Genomic DNA, 16155 nt, shown 5'->3' on the forward strand with positions numbered 1-16155 from the left:
ATGTCGTTGCGCGACTACACCCGCAAGCGCCGCTTCGACCAGACCCCGGAGCCGGCCGAGGACGCCGCGGCGACAGCGCATCGGCAGCCGATCTTCGTGGTGCAACTGCATCACGCCAGTTCGCGCCATTACGACTTTCGCCTGGAAGCCGATGGCGTGCTCAAGAGTTGGGCGGTGCCCAAGGGCCCGTCGCTGCGTGCTGGCGAAAAACGCCTGGCGGTGCAGGTGGAGGATCACCCGCTTGCATACGCGGGCTTCGAAGGCGACATCCCGCAAGGGCAGTACGGGGCGGGGCACGTGCAGGTATTCGACCACGGCACCTGGCACTGCGATGGAGACGCGTTGACGGCGCTGGATGCCGGCAAGCTGGACTTTGACCTGCAGGGCGACAAGCTGCGCGGTGGCTTTGCACTGGTGCGCACCCGCCTGCGTGGACGCCAGCCGCAGTGGCTGTTGATCAAGCGCGACGACGCCCATGCCGCCGACCTGGATGCCGATGCGTTGGTGGCCAATGCCGATGCCACAGCGCAGGCGATTGAGACTCCATCGGCCGCCGCCGTGCCGGCGCGCCGTGCCAAGGCCAGCCGTCGTCGACGCACGCCGGCCGAGGCGTTGGTGACAGAAAAATCCGCATCCGCCAGCCGCCCGCGTGCTTCCGCAGCCACACAGGCCCACTGGCGCACGCGTGCACTGGCCTTGCCGGGCGCGCGCGATGCGGCCTGCCCTACCGGCTTGCGCGCACAACTGACGTTGCTGCGCGCTGAGGCGCCGGATGGTGCGCAGTGGCTGCACGAGATCAAGTGGGATGGTTACCGATTGCTGGCCGATCTGGTCGATGGCCAGGCGCAGCTGCGCTCGCGCAACGATCAGGCCTGGACGGACAGCTTTCCGGAAGTTGCCACGGCCGTGCAGGCGTTGCCGGTGCGCGATGCGCGCCTGGATGGCGAACTGGTGGTACTCGATGCGCAAGGCCGCAGCGATTTCTCCGCGCTGCAACGCGCCATCGACGGCACTGCGCGTCAACCGTTGCGCTACCTGGTGTTCGATCTGCTCGGCGTTGCGGGCGTGGATCTGCGCGCCACCCCGCTGCTGGAGCGCAAGCAGTTGTTGCGTGCGTTGCTCGGCGAAACGCCGGGCACGCTGGCCTATAGCGCGCATGTGATCGGCCGCGGACCGGAGGTGTTTGCCGCCAGTGCCGACAAAGGCTGGGAAGGCATCGTCAGCAAACGCGCGGACGCGCCGTACCGCGGCGGGCGCAGCGCCGATTGGGTCAAGACCAAGCACGAAGACAGCGACGAGTTCGTGGTGGTGGGCTACACCGACCCCAAGGGCGCGCGCAGCGGGTTTGGCGCCCTGTTGCTGGCACAGCTGGAGGGCACGCAGCTGCGCTACGTGGGCCGGGTCGGGACCGGTTTCGACAGTGCCCTGCTCGGCGAGATCACCGCGCAATTGCAGGCATTGCACAGCCCGCAGCCCACGCTGGAATTACCCACGCACATTCCCGGCCGGCCGCGCGATGTGCACTGGGTGCGCCCGGTGCTGATTGCCGAGGTGGCGTTCCGTGGCTGGGCCAAGCAGGGTCTGCTGCGGCAGGCGGCCTTCAAGCGTTTACGCGAGGACAAACCAATGAGCGATCTGGGCGGCGACCGCGCCACACCGGGCAAGGCGCGGGGAGCACGCACGCGGATGGCTGCAGCTGCCGCGGGCAAGGCCTCACGTGCTGCAGCGACGCGCACTGCGGCGGCATCGGCTGGCGGTTCGGCTGCAAAGCCGGGTAAGGCGGGCAAGTCTTCCACTGCGGCCGAGGTCAGCACACGGTCGCGTGTCGCCAAACAACGTGTGGCATCTGCAGCCAGTTCCGCTGCCAAGCCAGGAAAGACGGGCAAGTCGTCCGTAGCGGCCACGGGCAATGCATCGCCGCGTGTGGCCAAACGGGGTGCGGTGTCTGCCGCCAGCGCAGCGTCTGCGGCGAAGTCGGGCAAGCGCACCATTTCCAGCGAGTCTGCGGCGTCCGGCAAGCCGGCCGCGCCGACCAAAGCAGCATCGTCCAAAACGGCACGCACACCAGCTACGTCATCGGCAAGGAAAACGTCGACAGCAACGGCAGCGCCGTCCATACGGAAAGCGAAGGCATCGGCCTCCACCGCGCCAGACGGCGTTGCCATTACCCATCCTGAGCGCGTGGTGTTCCCTGCCGCCGGCATCAGCAAGGGTGATGTGGCCGCGTATTACCGCGCGGTGGCACCGCTGGTGTTGCCAGAGATCGCGTGCCGGCCGTTGTCGTTATTGCGCTGCCCCGATGGCGCTGCAGGTGCGTGCTTTTTCCAGAAGCACGAAGGCCGCCATCTTGGTGCGCACATCAAGGCCATCCCGCTCAAGCAGAACAGTGGAACCGAAGATTATCTGTACATCGAAGACGTGGCCGGGCTGTTGGAACTGGTACAGATGAACACCCTGGAGTTGCATCCCTGGGGCGCGCGGGTGGATGACCCCGAGCACCCCGACCGGCTGGTGTTCGACCTGGATCCGGGTGACGGCGTGGCCTGGGCGCAGGTGGTAGCCGCCGCACGCGAGATCCGCAGCAAGTTGCGTGCAGCCGGGCTCGAAAGCGCCGTGCGCCTGTCGGGTGGCAAGGGGCTGCACGTGGTGGTGCCAATCGTGCCGCAGGCCAGCTGGGACCAGGCACGTGATTTCTGCGAAGCCTTCGCACAGGCCTTGGCCACTCAGGCCCCGGAGCGCTATGTGGCCACCATGAGCAAGGCCAAGCGTCACGGCGTGATCTTTGTCGACTGGCTGCGCAACGGGCGCGGCAATACCAGCGTGTGTTCGTGGTCGCTACGCGCGCGCGCGCGCGCCACCGTGGCGGTGCCGCTGCGCTGGGAGGAACTGGGCAAACTCAGCGGCCCGGATGCGTTCCCGCTGGACAAGGCCGTGCAACGTGCCAAGCGCCAGCGCAATGATCCCTGGGCGGAAGTGCTGGCGTTGAAGCAGGTGTTGCCTGGCTAGGTGCCAGGTGCAGATCATGCATGATGGGCCTGCGGCACTTTGCCGGTGGCGTGCGCTAGATATGATCGGAATAGCTGAGGGCAGCACCTCTCACGTAGGAGCGCGCTTGCGCGCGATGAAGCTGTCACGGGAATGCCTCATCGCGCGCAAGCGCGCTCCTACGTCGGCCGACGGCTGCGGGAATGCTGGAATACCAGACCACGCACCAAGATGCGTCGGCTCGGCCTGTGCGCCGTAGACCTCGATGCAATATGGGGTCATCCGGGCATCAGGCCACGTAGGAGCGCGCTTGCGCGCGATGAGGCCTTCCGGGTGACGCCGATCGCGCGCAAGCGCGCTCCTACGTCGGCTGTCGTGTCCGGAGAGGTGGGGTCAGACCAGAAAAAACGGATGTGCCGGCTTGGATTAGGTTCCACGTCTTCAATGCAACCAGGTCGCGCGGCGGCATCGCAGGCCACGTAGGAGTGCGCTTGCGCGCGATGAGGCCTTCCCGGTAACGCTCCATCGCGCGCAAGCGCGCTCCTACGAAAGGCGCAAAGTTGGTCGCTGTGAGGTAACCATGTCTGTTGCTAGCTCAACCAACAGCAGCAAGCCCAGGACATCGGAAACCGTAAACGCGCGATGCTCTAACGATTCCCGATTCCCGATTCCCGATTCCCGATTCCCGATTCCCGATTCCCGATTCCCGATTCCCGATTCCCGATTCCCAATTTCCAATCCCCAATCCCCAATCCCCAATCCCCAATCCCCAATCCCCAATCCCCAATCCCCAGCCTCAAGGCACAACCGCCGCCTCGCGCGTTACCCGGCTCAATGCGTCGCCGCTGATCTCGGCCACCGAATGCGTGCCGGTGAGGATCATCGCCACGCGCATCTCGCGCTCGATCAGGGTTAGCAGGTTTTCCACGCCGGCTTGGCCGCCGGCGGCCAGTGCGTACACGAACGCGCGGCCGAGCAATACCGCATCGGCACCCAGCGCCAGCATGCGCACCACATCTAACCCACTGCGGATGCCCGAGTCGGCCAGGATCTTCAGCTCGCCCTTCACTGCATCGGCAATCGCCGGCAATGCGCGCGCGCTGGACAGCACGCCATCGAGCTGGCGCCCGCCATGGTTGGATACCACGATGCCATCGGCGCCGAAGCGCACCGCATCGCGTGCGTCCTCCGGGTCGAGGATGCCCTTGATCACCATCGGCCCGGTCCAGAACTCGCGGATCCATTCCAGGTCCTTCCACGAGATGGAAGGGTCGAAGTTGGCCGCCAGCCAGCCGATGTAATCCTGCAATCCGGTGGGGCTGCCGCGGTAGGTGGAGATGTTGCCCAGGTCATGCGGCTTGCCGAGCAGGCCCACGTCCCACGCCCAGTGCGGGTGCGTCATGGCCTGCAGCATGCGCCGCAGCGAGGCGTTGGGCCCGCTCATGCCCGAATGCGCATCGCGGTAGCGCGCGCCCGGCGTGGGCATGTCCACCGTGAACACCAGCGTGGTCACTCCGGCGGCCTTGGCGCGCTCCAGCGCGTTGCGCATGAAGCCGCGGTCCTTGAGCACATACAGCTGGAACCACATCGGGCGCTCGATCGCCGGTGCCACTTCCTCGATCGGGCACACCGACACCGTGGACAGCGTGAACGGAATGCCACGCGCAGCGGCTGCACGCGCGGCCTGCACTTCGCCACGGCGTGCATACATGCCGGTGAGCCCCACCGGTGCCAGCGCCACCGGCATGGCCAGCGTTTCGCCGAACAGCTCGGTGCTCAGGCTGAGATCGGACATATTGCGCAGCACGCGCTGACGCAACGCGATATCCGCCAGGTCCGAGACATTGCGCCGCAAGGTGTGCTCGGCATACGCGCCGCCATCGATGTAGTGGAACAGGAACGGCGGCAAACGGGCTTCGGCGGCGGCGCGGTAATCGGAAGCGGCAGAAATGATCATCGAAGGCGGGGAGCGGCGGGGGCAGCCTCAGAGTGTAAGACGATCGCCCGTGGTGCGAACCGTCGCGGCCAACGCGCACACGTGGGTGTACAGCGATGCAGGCGGCCGGCCCGGATGTGCCCGTATGCGGCGCCGCGGCTAAAACACGGCCTCTTCGCTATCACGCCGCGCCTGCGGTGGCGCCACAGCGTAGCGGCAGCACCGCAGGCGCCATGCACACCGAATCGCTGTCCAGCCTGACGAAGCGCGGCCACGCGGGGGATCTGCCGCTGTGACCGCGTGCCTGTTCACCACACCAGTGGCAGCAGGCGCCAGCTCTGGGTGGCGTAGTCGGCGTAGCGGGTGGGGAAGGCGTGGCGCAGCGCGGCTTCTTCCACGCGGATGCGGCGCAGGAAGACCCAGGTCACCGGCAGCACGATCACCAGCAGCGACAGCGCATTGCCCATGCCCAGTGCCATCCCGTAGAAGCACAGCAACGCGCCGGTGTAGGAGGGATGGCGCAACCAGCGGTATGGGCCGCTCCGCACCAGTTGGTGGTCGGCCTGGATGGTGACATCCACCGTGAACCAGCGCGCCAGCACCTGGATCGCCCACACCCGCAGCCCCAGGCCGCCGGCGATCAGTGCGCAGGCACCCCAGCGCAGCGGCTCCTGCCAGGCAGGCGGCCAGTGGCTGATGCCGGCGAAGGCCAGCCCCACCGCCACCGCGATCGACAGCGACAACACCCGCCACAACTGGCCCAGCGTGCCTTGGTCGTGCGCCCCGCCATCGGCGGCGCGACGTTGCCGGCGCAGCCAGAGTTCGTAGCCCACCCAAAGCAGGCTGAGCGCGGTGAGCAGGTGAGATGCAGACATGGGTGACTCCGGGAATGAGGGTGATGGTGAGGGGCGATGCGCCAGGGCGACGGTGTGCACGGTGAAGAAGGGCCGCATCTGCAAGGCCGGTGCTGCCGGTGCCCCGCAGCATGTTTCCAGGCGCCAGCATCACCTGGCAGAACCGTCACTCGGCCAGTGACTCCAGTCTGCCCAGGCGCGGCACCGGCCACAGTGGCCGCAGGTCATCGATCCCACCTGCCGGAAGTCACTTTCTGCATCGCCGCCATTGCTGTTGGCGGGTGCGGCGGTCAGCATCGCCGCATGACAACTCTCCTGCGTGACCTGCTCAAACCCCTGAACCTGGCCGGCGCGCTCACCATCGCCGCGGTCGCCCTGTCGTTTGGCCAGGATCTTGCGCCGCACGGGCTGTGGCGCTGGGCCACGGTGATCGGCTTCACCGCCCTGTTCCTGTTTCGCGCGTTGCTGCCGCCACGGCCGCTGCCACAGCATGCGGCCCTGCTGCTGCAGGCCCTGCTGGCTGTAACACTGATCTGGCTGGAACCACGCACCGGCACCTCGCCGGTGTTGCTGGTGCTGGTGGCCGCGCAGGCGGCCATGCGCTGGCAGCCGCCGCAGGTGCTGGCGCTGATGCTGGTGTTGAACGCGGCCATGTACGCGGTGTTCGTGCAGGCGGGTGTGCCGCGTCCCTTCCTGCTGGTGGCCATCTACACCAGCTTCCAGGCGTTTGCCGCGCTCACCGCCAACTACGCACGCAGCGCCGAGCGCGCCCGCGATGCGCTGGTCTACGTCAATGCCGATCTGCTGGCCACCCGCGCTGCTCGCCGACAGCGCCCGCGACGCCGAGCGGCTGCGCCTGGCCCGCGAGCTGCACGATGTGGCCGGCCACAAACTCACCGCCATGCGCATCCACCTGCGCCTGCTGCGGGCCGAACCGGCGCTGGCCCCGCGCGAGGACCTGCGCATGCTGGAGCAGTTATCCGGCGAGCTGCTGGGCGATATCCGCAGCGTGGTGCAGTCCTTGCGCGACGATGCCGGGCTGGATCTACACACCGCATTGCACGCGCTGGCCGCGCCGTTCCCGCGGCCGGCATTGCGGCTGCAGATCGATGCGCAGGTACGCGTGAGCGACCCGCAGGTGGCCGAAGCGCTGGTGCGGCTGGTGCAGGAAGCGCTGACCAACGCCGCCCGCCACGGCGATGCCGACACGGTGACCGTGGCGGTGCGCTGCGACGCCGGCGCGTTGTGTGTGGACATCCAGGACGATGGCCGCTGCGCCGAGCAGATCCACGAAGGCAACGGCATTGCCGGCATGCGCGAACGCCTGGCCGCCCTGCGCGGGCAACTCGACCTGCGCCGCGCCGCCCACGGCGGCCTGCACCTCACCGCCAGGCTGCCGGCATGAGCGCGCTCCGGATCGCCCTGGCTGATGACCAAGTGCTGGTGCGTGCGGCCTTGCGCGCGCTGTTGCAGCAGCAGGGCATTACCGTGGTTTGCGAGGCCGACGACGGCCAGGCCCTGCTCGATGCGCTGGCCACGCACCACGTGGACGTGGTGCTCAGCGACATCCGCATGCCCGGCCTTGACGGCATTGCCGCGCTGGAACAATTGCGCGCGCGCGGCGACCGCACCCCGGTGCTGCTGCTCACCACCTTCGACGACAGCGACCTGCTGCTGCGTGCCTGCGAGGCCGGCGCGCAGGGGTTCCTGCTCAAGGACGCTGCCCCGGACGACCTGCACGAAGCCATCGCCCGCGTGGCCGCCGGCGAGACCCTGCTGCAGCCGGTCAGCACCGACCCGGTACGCGCCCGCTACCAGTTCCGCGACCAGCAGGCCCCGCGCGAGACCTTCAACGAGCGCGAGGTGGCAATCCTGCGCCTGCTCGCCGGCGGTTACTCCAACAAGGAAATCGCCCGCACCCTGTTCCTGGCCGAAGGCACGGTGAAGAACTACGTCTCCACCATCCTGGACAAGCTCGGCACCCGCGACCGCACCCGCGCGGTGCTGAAGGCGATTACGTTGCGGGTGATTTGAGGGCGGGGAATGGGGAATGGGGAATCGGGAATCGGAAGAGCCATTCCCTGGCCCGGTGGGTGGGTGGGGCTTTGCGTTGGCCTTGCGGTGTTGATGCAGGGCAATTGGTTGAGCTCGGTGTAGTCGGTCGCGCTAGACCTGAGTTCACGGACAGAATTCGGCGGCTTGGCTGTCTCCAACCGGCTGCGGTGGGCCGCGTCACAAGCCCGTTGCGAGTAATGCGTGATCTGCACATGTGGCTGTTTTAGAAAGGATTTCTACGCTTCGGCAGGTTCCGGCAGCAACCGTAAGGTTGCCGTCAGGTCACGCGCCTTGCCAGCCACGAAGGTCGTCCAGCGGCCACGGGAGCCGCTCGGGGACGCGTCGCGCTCCGGTCCGCTGCGGAGTCCGTCATGCGCCTGGTCCGATACCTCATCGTGTTGATCGTCCTGCTCTCGACAAGCGCCTGGGCGGCACCCACCCAGCCCGAACTCCCCGGCGCCTGGGCACGCGCTGCGCTGCATACGCTGCCTCCAAGCGAGCGCGACCACAAGGTGCTGATCACCCCCTGCGCGGTGGCACCGCAGGCGGCGGCGTCCCGGCCCTGCGCCAGCCTGGCGATCGCCGTGGGCTCAATGGCCTGCGCGCGTAACCGCCGCTGTCCGCCTTGGAACGGCCACGGCGGGGGACCGGGCGGTCTGGCCATCCGCGGCCAGATCAACGTGGGTTTCAGCAACGAGCCCGAGCCGGGCGTACGGTTGCAGCCGCACGCATGGGTGCGCGCAGGGGCGATCTGAAAGTGCTGGCAGCGCCCTGAATATCGGGCAGCGTGGGATCTGTCCGAGCGATGCGCCCGTCTTGCGGGCATGGTCCAGCGAACACCCCGACAACGCGCCGTTGCAGCATCACGCGCTCAGGCGGTACATCTCATCCACCTGTGATGCACCATCGGCGGCAACACAAACACCTGTCCAGCGGCGGGCCGCCAGACAGGTGCGGCCATGCCTTACTGCGGGGAGATTTGCGGGTCGTTTCCTACCTGCGGGTCGCAGCTGAACAGCAATTTGCGTTTTTCATCTTCGATGATCACGGTGAAAAAGATCAGCGTTGCCTTGTTGTTTTTGTTCATGACCGAAACACTGCGGCCATCTTCGGCAATGTGGGGCTTCTTGATCTGATCATGCGCATCGGAGCTAAGCAGGCTACGAATGCGGAACTGATAAGGCACCTCATCGTCGAAGCGGTACACCAGGGTCACGTCCTGTTGTCCCTTGCCGACCAGCAGCAGATCCGGTGAGAAACTGTAGAAGTACTCGCCCTTTCCGGTATTGCCGCCAAACTCCACGCGAGCCACGGTCAATGTGATGATCACGGTCGGTTTCGCTTTGCCTTTTTCTTTTGCCTTCAATTCCGTCATGACTTGTCCTGTCCTTTGAAAAGCGGGGCATAGAGGGAGACGAATCCCGGGTGGCGGTAGCCCGCTTGGTACAGCCATCCGAGCTGTTGCGTAACGGCGGTGCGTTGCCCCAGATGCACGTGTGCGCGGATCCAGGGGTCAAGCAAATTCTTGTCGCGGCTGTTACCCGCGTCCTTGCCGAGCACCGCCAGCGCGCGTTGCCACGCCGTGCGCGCACCGGCGTCATCGCCGGCGGCGGCGCGTTGTTCGCCGTGCCAGACCAGCGCCTGGGCCAGCGCTGAAATACCGACCACCTCATCGGGTTTTGCGCGGTGCAGGGTTTCCAGCCGGGCCACGATCGGCGCGAAGTCCTGCGCCAGCGGTGGTGCGCGCGCGGCCTGCATGCGCAGCGCGATGACCCCATCCAGCCATTGCCACTCCGGTAGTGGCTGCGCCTGTTGCAGCAGCTCGGCCATGGTCTGCTGCGCGCGTGCCAGCTGCTGCGCGGCGTCCCCTGCGTGCCCATCCAGCACGGCCACCCAGCCGGCCTGCGCATAGGCATGCGCCAGATCGCGCCGCCACGCCACATTGTCCGGCTGCAGCGCCGCCAGCGGCTGCAGCAGACGCAGACTTTCGCGCGCATCTTGCTGCGCCTGCACCAGCTGGCCACGCGCCAGCGCCAGGTTGGACGTGCGAATCAACGAGCCGGCCAGGCGCCGCCGCCACGCATGCGCGTCCGGGTCTTTATCCACCAGCACCCGCAGCATGGCGAGTTGCTCGCGATAGCCCTGCTCGGCCGGCGCCAGCAGGCCCTGGTTTTCCTGCGCAAGGCTCAGCCCCGAGAGGCTGTCGATCAATTCATAGCGTAGCGATGCGTTGTCCGGTGTGCGCGCTACCAGCACGCGCTTGAGTGCGATGTCGCGCGCAAAAAAAACCAATTGCCGTTGGGGCATTGCCTTGCGTGGTCGCCAGCATCGCCAGGTTGTTGAGTGCGTACGACAACTCCAGCTGCCAGCGCGGATCGTCCGGCTCGGCGCGCACCAGCCATTCGCTCGCGGCCAGATACTGCGCCCAGTGCCTGCGCGCCAACGGGAACTGCTTGTTGCGGTAGGCCATGGCGCCAAGCCAATACGCCGCCTGGCCGGTTTCCGCATGCGCCTCCAAGACATCCGGGGCAAGCGTACGTGCCTGCGCGGCGGTGGCTGCGGCGCGGGTGAAGGCCGCATGCGCCTGGTCCAGCTTGCCCTGATTCATCAGCACTTCGCCGGTGGTGCGCAGGGCGCGGGCGTGGTTGATCAGATCGCCGGCCTGCATGCTGGCATTGGGCAGTTCTTCCAGATACCGCAATGCGCGCGTGCCCACGCTGTCGAGCAGTTTGAGATTGCCCACGGTGCGCAACTGCTCGGCCAGATCGCCCAGCATGTAGCCCACCAGTTGTTGCGCTTCGTCGCGGCGTTGTTCGGCCACTTGCTGCGCCTGGCGCGCCTGCCAGCCCAGCAGCAGCGACGCGCTGGCCAGCACCACCAGCAAGGCCGCGGCCGCGGCATACAGCCCGCGCCGTTGCCGGTGCGCGCGCTCGCAGGCGTGCAGGAACGCCAGGTCCAGCGCGTCCAGGTCCTGCGGCATGCGCCGCGCCGCTTCGCGTGCCTCGCTCAGGGGGCGGCCGCTGTTGAGCAGGTGATCGTCACGGCGGCCCTCGCTGGCCCAGCGCTGCGCGGCCAGTTGCAGGCGCTTGCGTGCCTGCAGCAGGCGGCGATTTTCATGGATCCATTCGCTGGCGCGCGGCCATTGCCGCAGCAAGGCTTCGTGCGCCACCGCAAAGCCCGGCTCGCCGGCAACCAGTTCGCTGACGAACAGGCGCGCCTGCACGAAGGCATCCACCAGTGCGCGCGCGCCGCTGGCATCGGGCAATGCCGACCACACCGCCCGCCGCGCGGTGACTGCTGCGCTGTCGGGGTGGATCACGCTCACCTGGGTCAGTACCTCGCCCAAGGCCGCCTGCGCAGGGGTGGGCAAGGTGCGGAAGGTCTGTTCGGCATGGTGCGCCAGCGCGCCTTCCAATCCACCCAGTGTGCGATACGCGGCGAAGGTAAGCAGGCCATCGTCGCTGCGGCGCTCGTGCAACGCCTGCAGCAGATGCTGCAGCAGCGGCAGTGCATCGGGTTGGCGCGCGGTGGCGTCGCGCAGCACATCGTCCAGGCGGCTGGCGCTGTCGTGGTCTTCTTCGAAACGCAGCCCGGCCATCGCCGCAGGCACGCGGATGATCTGGCCGATCTCGCCATCGCGCGGCGGCAGCAGATCCACATGGCCATCGCCACGTTTGAGTTCCACCAGCTCCGGCACCGCTTCGATCAGCCGCGGATAGAAATCGCTGCGGGTCACCATCAGCACCGCCACGTGCGTGCTGGCGCAGAGCGCCTGCAGCAACGCCGTGCACGCAGCGCGGTCCTGCGCGGTGATGCCGGGCGTGGCCACCAGCGCTTCGGCATGGTCGATCACCAGCAACAGATGGCGGTGGGTCTGCACGGTGTCGCGGGCGGGGGCGGCGTGGCGCATGGCCTCGGCAATGGCCGCATGCAACGCCGCCGGCTGCGTCAGCCACTGCGTGCAGGTGGCCATCTGCGCGGCAGAAAACACCGCGCGCCCGTCCGCTGCCCACTCGGCCAATGCACGCGTCAGCGTGTCGGCCACATCGCCGCCGCGGCACGCCGCCAGGCTGCAATACGCCACCGCCACCGCCTGCAGGCCATCCAGCCCGCCGGGCTGCGCCAGCAACGGCACCACACCGGCGCGCAGCAACGAGGTCTTGCCGCAGCCGCTGGCCCCGCTGAGCAGCACCAGCGCGCGCTGGCTCTGCAACTGCGCGCGCACCGCGGCAAGCACCTGCGCAATGGCGTGGCTGCGGCCGAAGAACACCTCCGCATGGTCCGGGTCGAACGCGCGCAGGCCCACGTACGGGCTGCCGTGCCCCCACGCGCCCATGCCCGGCAACGCACCGCGGTAATCCTCGGGAAAGATCACCTTCGGCAGTAGCCGGTAACCACGTTTGCGGATGGTTTCGATGAAGCGTGGCTGGCGGCTGTCGTCACCCAGCTTGCGGCGCAGCTGGGCGATGGTCTTGTGCACCGGGTTGTCGCCGTAAAAGCTGCCGTGCCAGACATCGATCAGCAATTGCTCGGCGCTGATCACCTCGCCGGCGCGCTCGGCCAGCGCCACCAGCACCTCCATCATGCGCGGCTCCAGCGTGATGTTTTCGCCGTCGCCAATCAGCGTGAGCCGCTCCGGCTCGACCAGCAATGGCCCAAGGCGGAACCGCGGGACAGAGCCCAGCTGCGTGACGCGCTTGCTTCGGAGGGACATTCGCTCGAATAACGGTCGTACAGCTGAAAGGGGCCTTGACGATCGCCAATAGGGCGCGGACAGGCACGGCACGGCAGGGCCGGAACATAGCACAGCCACTGGTGCCGAAATTCGACCATGGTCTCTGTTCGCGGCGCGGCGTCTGGGGTCACGCCAAGGTGTGCTGTGAAGGTGCATTGCGGGCGCCCACGCACTGAGGTGAAGGTGCGCTGCCTCGGCATCGGCGCGCATGTTGCACCTGAGGCACAGGCACCGGTTGCGTGCGCAGCGCTGCCGACCGATACGCTTCCATACAGCAGCGTGTGGAAGCGCGCGTAGTGCGATGCAGGCACTGGCCGTCACGCCAGCCAGCGCATTTAGTGCCGCGCCGTTGCACGTCCGCGCGCTGCATGCGCACGCGATGCCCGTGCGCGAGGTGCATTGGCGCACAAGCGATTCACACCCCGTGTGCGCGTGCAGGCACCGCCAGGGTGGCGCGTGCGACCTACCCCAGCGCGCTGTCAGGCCCTAAGATGCCGCCAGCATCTTGCTGACCAGGAGTCCACGTTGATCATCCATCCCAAAGTGCGCGGCTTCATCTGCACCACCACGCATCCCCTCGGCTGCGAGCGCAATGTGCTCGACCAGATTGCCGCCACGCGTGCGCGCGGCGTGCGCAACGACGGCCCGAAGAAGGTGCTGGTGATCGGCGCATCCAGCGGCTACGGCCTGGCCTCGCGGATCACCGCGGCCTTCGGCTTCGGCGCGGACACGCTGGGCGTGTTCTTCGAAAAACCCGGCAGCGACAAGAAGGCCGGCACCGCCGGCTGGTACAACTCGGCCGCCTTCGACACGCATGCCAAGGCCGCCGGCCTGTACAGCAAATCGATCAATGGCGATGCGTTCTCCGATGAGGCACGCGCCAAGGTCATCGAGCTGATCAAGACCGAGATGGGCGGGCACGTGGACCTGGTGGTGTATTCGCTGGCCTCGCCGGTGCGCAAGCTGCCGAGCACCGGGGAAGTGAAGCGTTCGGCGCTCAAGCCGATCGGCAACACCTACACCGCCACCGCCATCGATACCAACAAGGACACCATCATCCAGGCCTCGATCGAGCCGGCCACCGAGCAGGAGATCGAAGACACCATCACCGTGATGGGCGGGCAGGATTGGGAACTGTGGATCGACGCGCTGGACAGTGCTGGCGTGCTCGCCAAGGGCGCGCGCAGCGTGGCCTTCAGCTACATCGGTACCGAGATCACCTGGCCGATCTACTGGCACGGCGCGCTGGGCAAGGCCAAGGTCGACCTGGACCACACCGCGCAGCGGCTGGATGCGCGCCTGCAGGCCAGTGGTGGCGGCGCGAATGTGGCCGTGCTCAAGTCGGTGGTGACCCAGGCCAGCGCGGCCATCCCGGTGATGCCGCTGTACATCTCCATGGTCTACAAGATCATGAAGGAAAAGGGCCTGCACGAAGGCACCATCGAACAGCTCGACCGCCTGTTCCGCGAGCGCCTGTACCGCGAAGACGGCCAGCCCGCCGAAGTGGACGACGAAAACCGCCTGCGCCTGGACGACTGGGAGCTACGCGACGACGTACAGGACGCCTGCAAGGCGCTCTGGCCGCAGGTCACTACCGAGAACCTGTTCCAGCTCACCGACTACGCCGGCTACAAGCATGAGTTCCTCAAGCTGTTCGGCTTCGAGCGCAAAGATGTGGATTACGACGCCGATGTGGATCCGGACGTGAAGTTCGATTGCATCGAGTTGGGGTGATTGTCGGGATTAGGGATTAGGGATTCGCAAGAGCCGTGGCGTCATGTCACGGCTCTTGTGCAGCACGCAGTGTCTTTGACGCATACGCTTTGCCAGCCAGCCAAGGCGTTGCGACGAATCGCTGACGTGTCTGTACATCGCTAAAAAGCAGCGTCGTCCTTGAATCTCATCCGCACAGCATGGAGCGCACGACGTGTTGGACAAATTAATCATTTTTCTGCTGCTGGCCCTGTTGGTCAGTGTGATTTGTGCCGTGCTGTTGCGGTTCCCCACGCTGCACTGGTCACTCAAGGTCATCATCAATCTGGTGATCACTACCGCCGTTGTCTGTGCGGTGGTCATGCAAGACGGCTCGGCGCCACCGCTTCAGTTCGCACTGATGATCACGCTTTTTTTCAGCGTACCGGCCTCGCTGTGCGTGGTCCTGCTGAGCGCGGCGCTGAAATGGTTCACCAACAAACGCCGCGCCCGCGCGCCCGCCTGATACGCGTCAGCGCAGCGAATAACAGGTAGCGCGCGCTCAGCGGAAAAGCGTCACGTCGATCGCGTCCGCCATGGCCGCATAGCCGGCATCGTTGGGGTGGAGCCGGTCGCGGGATGCAAAGCGGGCTTGAAGCTGGAGCGGATGCTCGGCATCGCGCAGCACCGCATCGAAATCGATCACTGCATCGAACGCGTGGCTGTTGCGGATCCATGCGTTGACCGTCTGCCGAGCCGCCTCTTTCTGCGGCGAGTAAAAGCCGGGGACTGTATTGCCGGCGAACGGCGTCAAGGTCGCGCCGATTACCTTGATCCCATGGTCGTGCGCGCGTGCGATGAGCTGCCGGTAGGCGCTGATCACGTGCTCCGCGGTTCTCACCTCTGTCGGCGGCGCAAAGTAACGCGAACCGATCTTGACCCCCGGCGCGGCGATGTCGTTGATCCCTTCCAGCAGCACGATGTGCGTCACGCCCGGCAGCGCCAGGACATCCCGGTCGAAGCGGGCCAAGCCGCTTGCGCCGTACCCCTCATGCGACAACTGATTGCCTGCGATCCCGGCATTCACCACGGACAGGCCAGGGTCGGCCGCTGCCACGCGCTGTGCGAATTGGGCTGGCCAGCTGCGGTCAGCGTCGGTCGTGGACCCCGCACCGTCGGTGATCGAGCCTCCGAATGCCACCAGCAACCGCTGCGCACGTGCCTGCGGTACCAACACCGCACTGATCGCGATGGACGAGGTGGACGTCGCGGCCGGCGCAATGGACGTCTCTCGCGTGTGGTCGCCGGGTGTGCTCACCACCGCGCGCTTGAGCGCCAGGGAGTGCAGCGTGTTGGACGTGACCCGCTCCGGAAAGAACAGGCTGATGCCGACCTGTGCACCCGGCGCAACCTGCAGATCGACCGGGTCGCTGAGGATGGGAGCGCCTGCGGGGATGCTGACGGAGGACTGCCCGCCGAAGGTGAGCTGACGCAGCGAAGCTGGTTCCACGGTCGAAGCATCCTTCGCCACGGCGATGGAGGCCGACCCAATGGTCAGCGGTGATGCACTCAGTTCGTTGGACAGGCGCACACGCAGCTGGGTACCGCCGATGGACATGCGAACACGTTGCCGTACCGTCTGCCCGTCGATGTTTGCCAGCGGCTCTTCCGCATCGGCCTCCCCGGCCTGTGGGCTGGTGGCCCAGCTGGCAATCCATCCCGGCTGGGCTGACGGCGTCTGTGCGTAGGACGGACAGGGGCATGCGCCGCCCATCAGTGCGGCGACGAGGGCGGCGGCGATCGCGATGCGGCTCATGGCAGCATCACGGTCTGATGGGAAGCATCCATAGATATCTCGGAAAATCCGGAAAGGCCTGCAGTCTATCGAGAAGCGCCGG

General features: G+C 66.8%; 10 protein-coding genes and 2 pseudogenes. 6 read left to right on the forward strand and 6 right to left on the reverse strand.

From position 1 onward, the window contains the following. Positions 1-3006 carry a non-homologous end-joining DNA ligase gene (gene ligD / locus ACD584_RS01030; protein WP_076037530.1) on the forward strand — a complete coding sequence of 1002 codons (3006 nt, stop codon included), beginning with the start codon at positions 1-3 and terminating at the stop codon, positions 3004-3006. 775 nt (positions 3007-3781) lie between these two features. Here the strand turns inward: ligD and lldD are convergent. The 3 genes from lldD to ACD584_RS01045 form a co-directional block, all read right to left on the reverse strand. After that, the gene (gene lldD / locus ACD584_RS01035; RefSeq protein WP_076037528.1) at positions 3782-4942 is read right to left on the reverse strand and encodes an FMN-dependent L-lactate dehydrogenase LldD; all 1161 of its coding nucleotides are present in this window, start codon (positions 4940-4942) and stop codon (positions 3782-3784) included. 287 nt (positions 4943-5229) lie between these two features. Further along, a complete protein-coding gene (locus ACD584_RS01040; protein WP_161960230.1) occupies positions 5230-5796 on the reverse strand; it encodes an isoprenylcysteine carboxylmethyltransferase family protein in 567 nt (188 codons plus the stop codon). 129 nt (positions 5797-5925) lie between these two features. Next, positions 5926-6267: a hypothetical protein gene (locus tag ACD584_RS01045; RefSeq protein WP_228437963.1), complete on the reverse strand. Its 342-nt coding sequence runs from the start codon at positions 6265-6267 to the stop codon at positions 5926-5928. Here ACD584_RS01045 and ACD584_RS01050 point away from each other — a divergent pair. From ACD584_RS01050 to ACD584_RS01060, 3 genes and pseudogenes are all read left to right on the forward strand, one after another. Further along, positions 6151-7180 (forward strand): annotated as a pseudogene (locus tag ACD584_RS01050) (sensor histidine kinase). The gene ACD584_RS01045 and the pseudogene ACD584_RS01050 sit on opposite strands and share 117 nt — an antisense overlap. Continuing rightward, complete coding sequence (locus tag ACD584_RS01055) at positions 7177-7809, forward strand: response regulator transcription factor (RefSeq protein WP_042595540.1); 633 nt, start codon at positions 7177-7179, stop codon at positions 7807-7809. The pseudogene ACD584_RS01050 and the gene ACD584_RS01055 overlap by 4 nt, the downstream one beginning before the upstream one ends. A 392-nt stretch (positions 7810-8201) precedes the next feature. Then, positions 8202-8585, forward strand: a complete 384-nt coding sequence (locus tag ACD584_RS01060; RefSeq protein ID WP_076037525.1) for a hypothetical protein — start codon at positions 8202-8204, stop codon at positions 8583-8585. 209 nt (positions 8586-8794) lie between these two features. On the opposite strand, the gene ACD584_RS01065 is transcribed toward ACD584_RS01060, so the two are convergent. Together ACD584_RS01065 and ACD584_RS01070 are read right to left on the reverse strand one after the other, a co-directional pair. Continuing rightward, positions 8795-9205: a hypothetical protein gene (locus ACD584_RS01065; RefSeq protein ID WP_042595542.1), complete on the reverse strand. Its 411-nt coding sequence runs from the start codon at positions 9203-9205 to the stop codon at positions 8795-8797. Then, positions 9202-12544 (reverse strand): annotated as a pseudogene (locus tag ACD584_RS01070) (winged helix-turn-helix domain-containing protein). The gene ACD584_RS01065 and the pseudogene ACD584_RS01070 overlap by 4 nt, the downstream one beginning before the upstream one ends. 546 nt (positions 12545-13090) lie before the next feature. Here ACD584_RS01070 and fabV point away from each other — a divergent pair. Both fabV and ACD584_RS01080 read left to right on the forward strand, forming a co-directional pair. Continuing rightward, the gene (gene fabV, locus ACD584_RS01075) at positions 13091-14299 is read left to right on the forward strand and encodes an enoyl-ACP reductase FabV (protein WP_076037965.1); all 1209 of its coding nucleotides are present in this window, start codon (positions 13091-13093) and stop codon (positions 14297-14299) included. Between the two features lie 196 nt (positions 14300-14495). Next, positions 14496-14783 carry a hypothetical protein gene (locus tag ACD584_RS01080; RefSeq protein WP_175611889.1) on the forward strand — a complete coding sequence of 96 codons (288 nt, stop codon included), beginning with the start codon at positions 14496-14498 and terminating at the stop codon, positions 14781-14783. A 36-nt stretch (positions 14784-14819) separates the two neighbouring features. Here ACD584_RS01080 and ACD584_RS01085 read toward each other — a convergent pair whose 3' ends face one another. After that, positions 14820-16073 (reverse strand): SGNH/GDSL hydrolase family protein, encoded by a 1254-nt coding sequence (locus tag ACD584_RS01085; RefSeq protein ID WP_076037523.1) that lies wholly within the window; start codon positions 16071-16073, stop codon positions 14820-14822. Between the last annotated feature and the right edge of the window lie 82 nt (positions 16074-16155).

The organism is Xanthomonas sp. NCPPB 2922, from assembly GCF_041520885.1.
Classification (GTDB): Bacteria; Pseudomonadota; Gammaproteobacteria; order Xanthomonadales; family Xanthomonadaceae; genus Xanthomonas; species Xanthomonas campestris.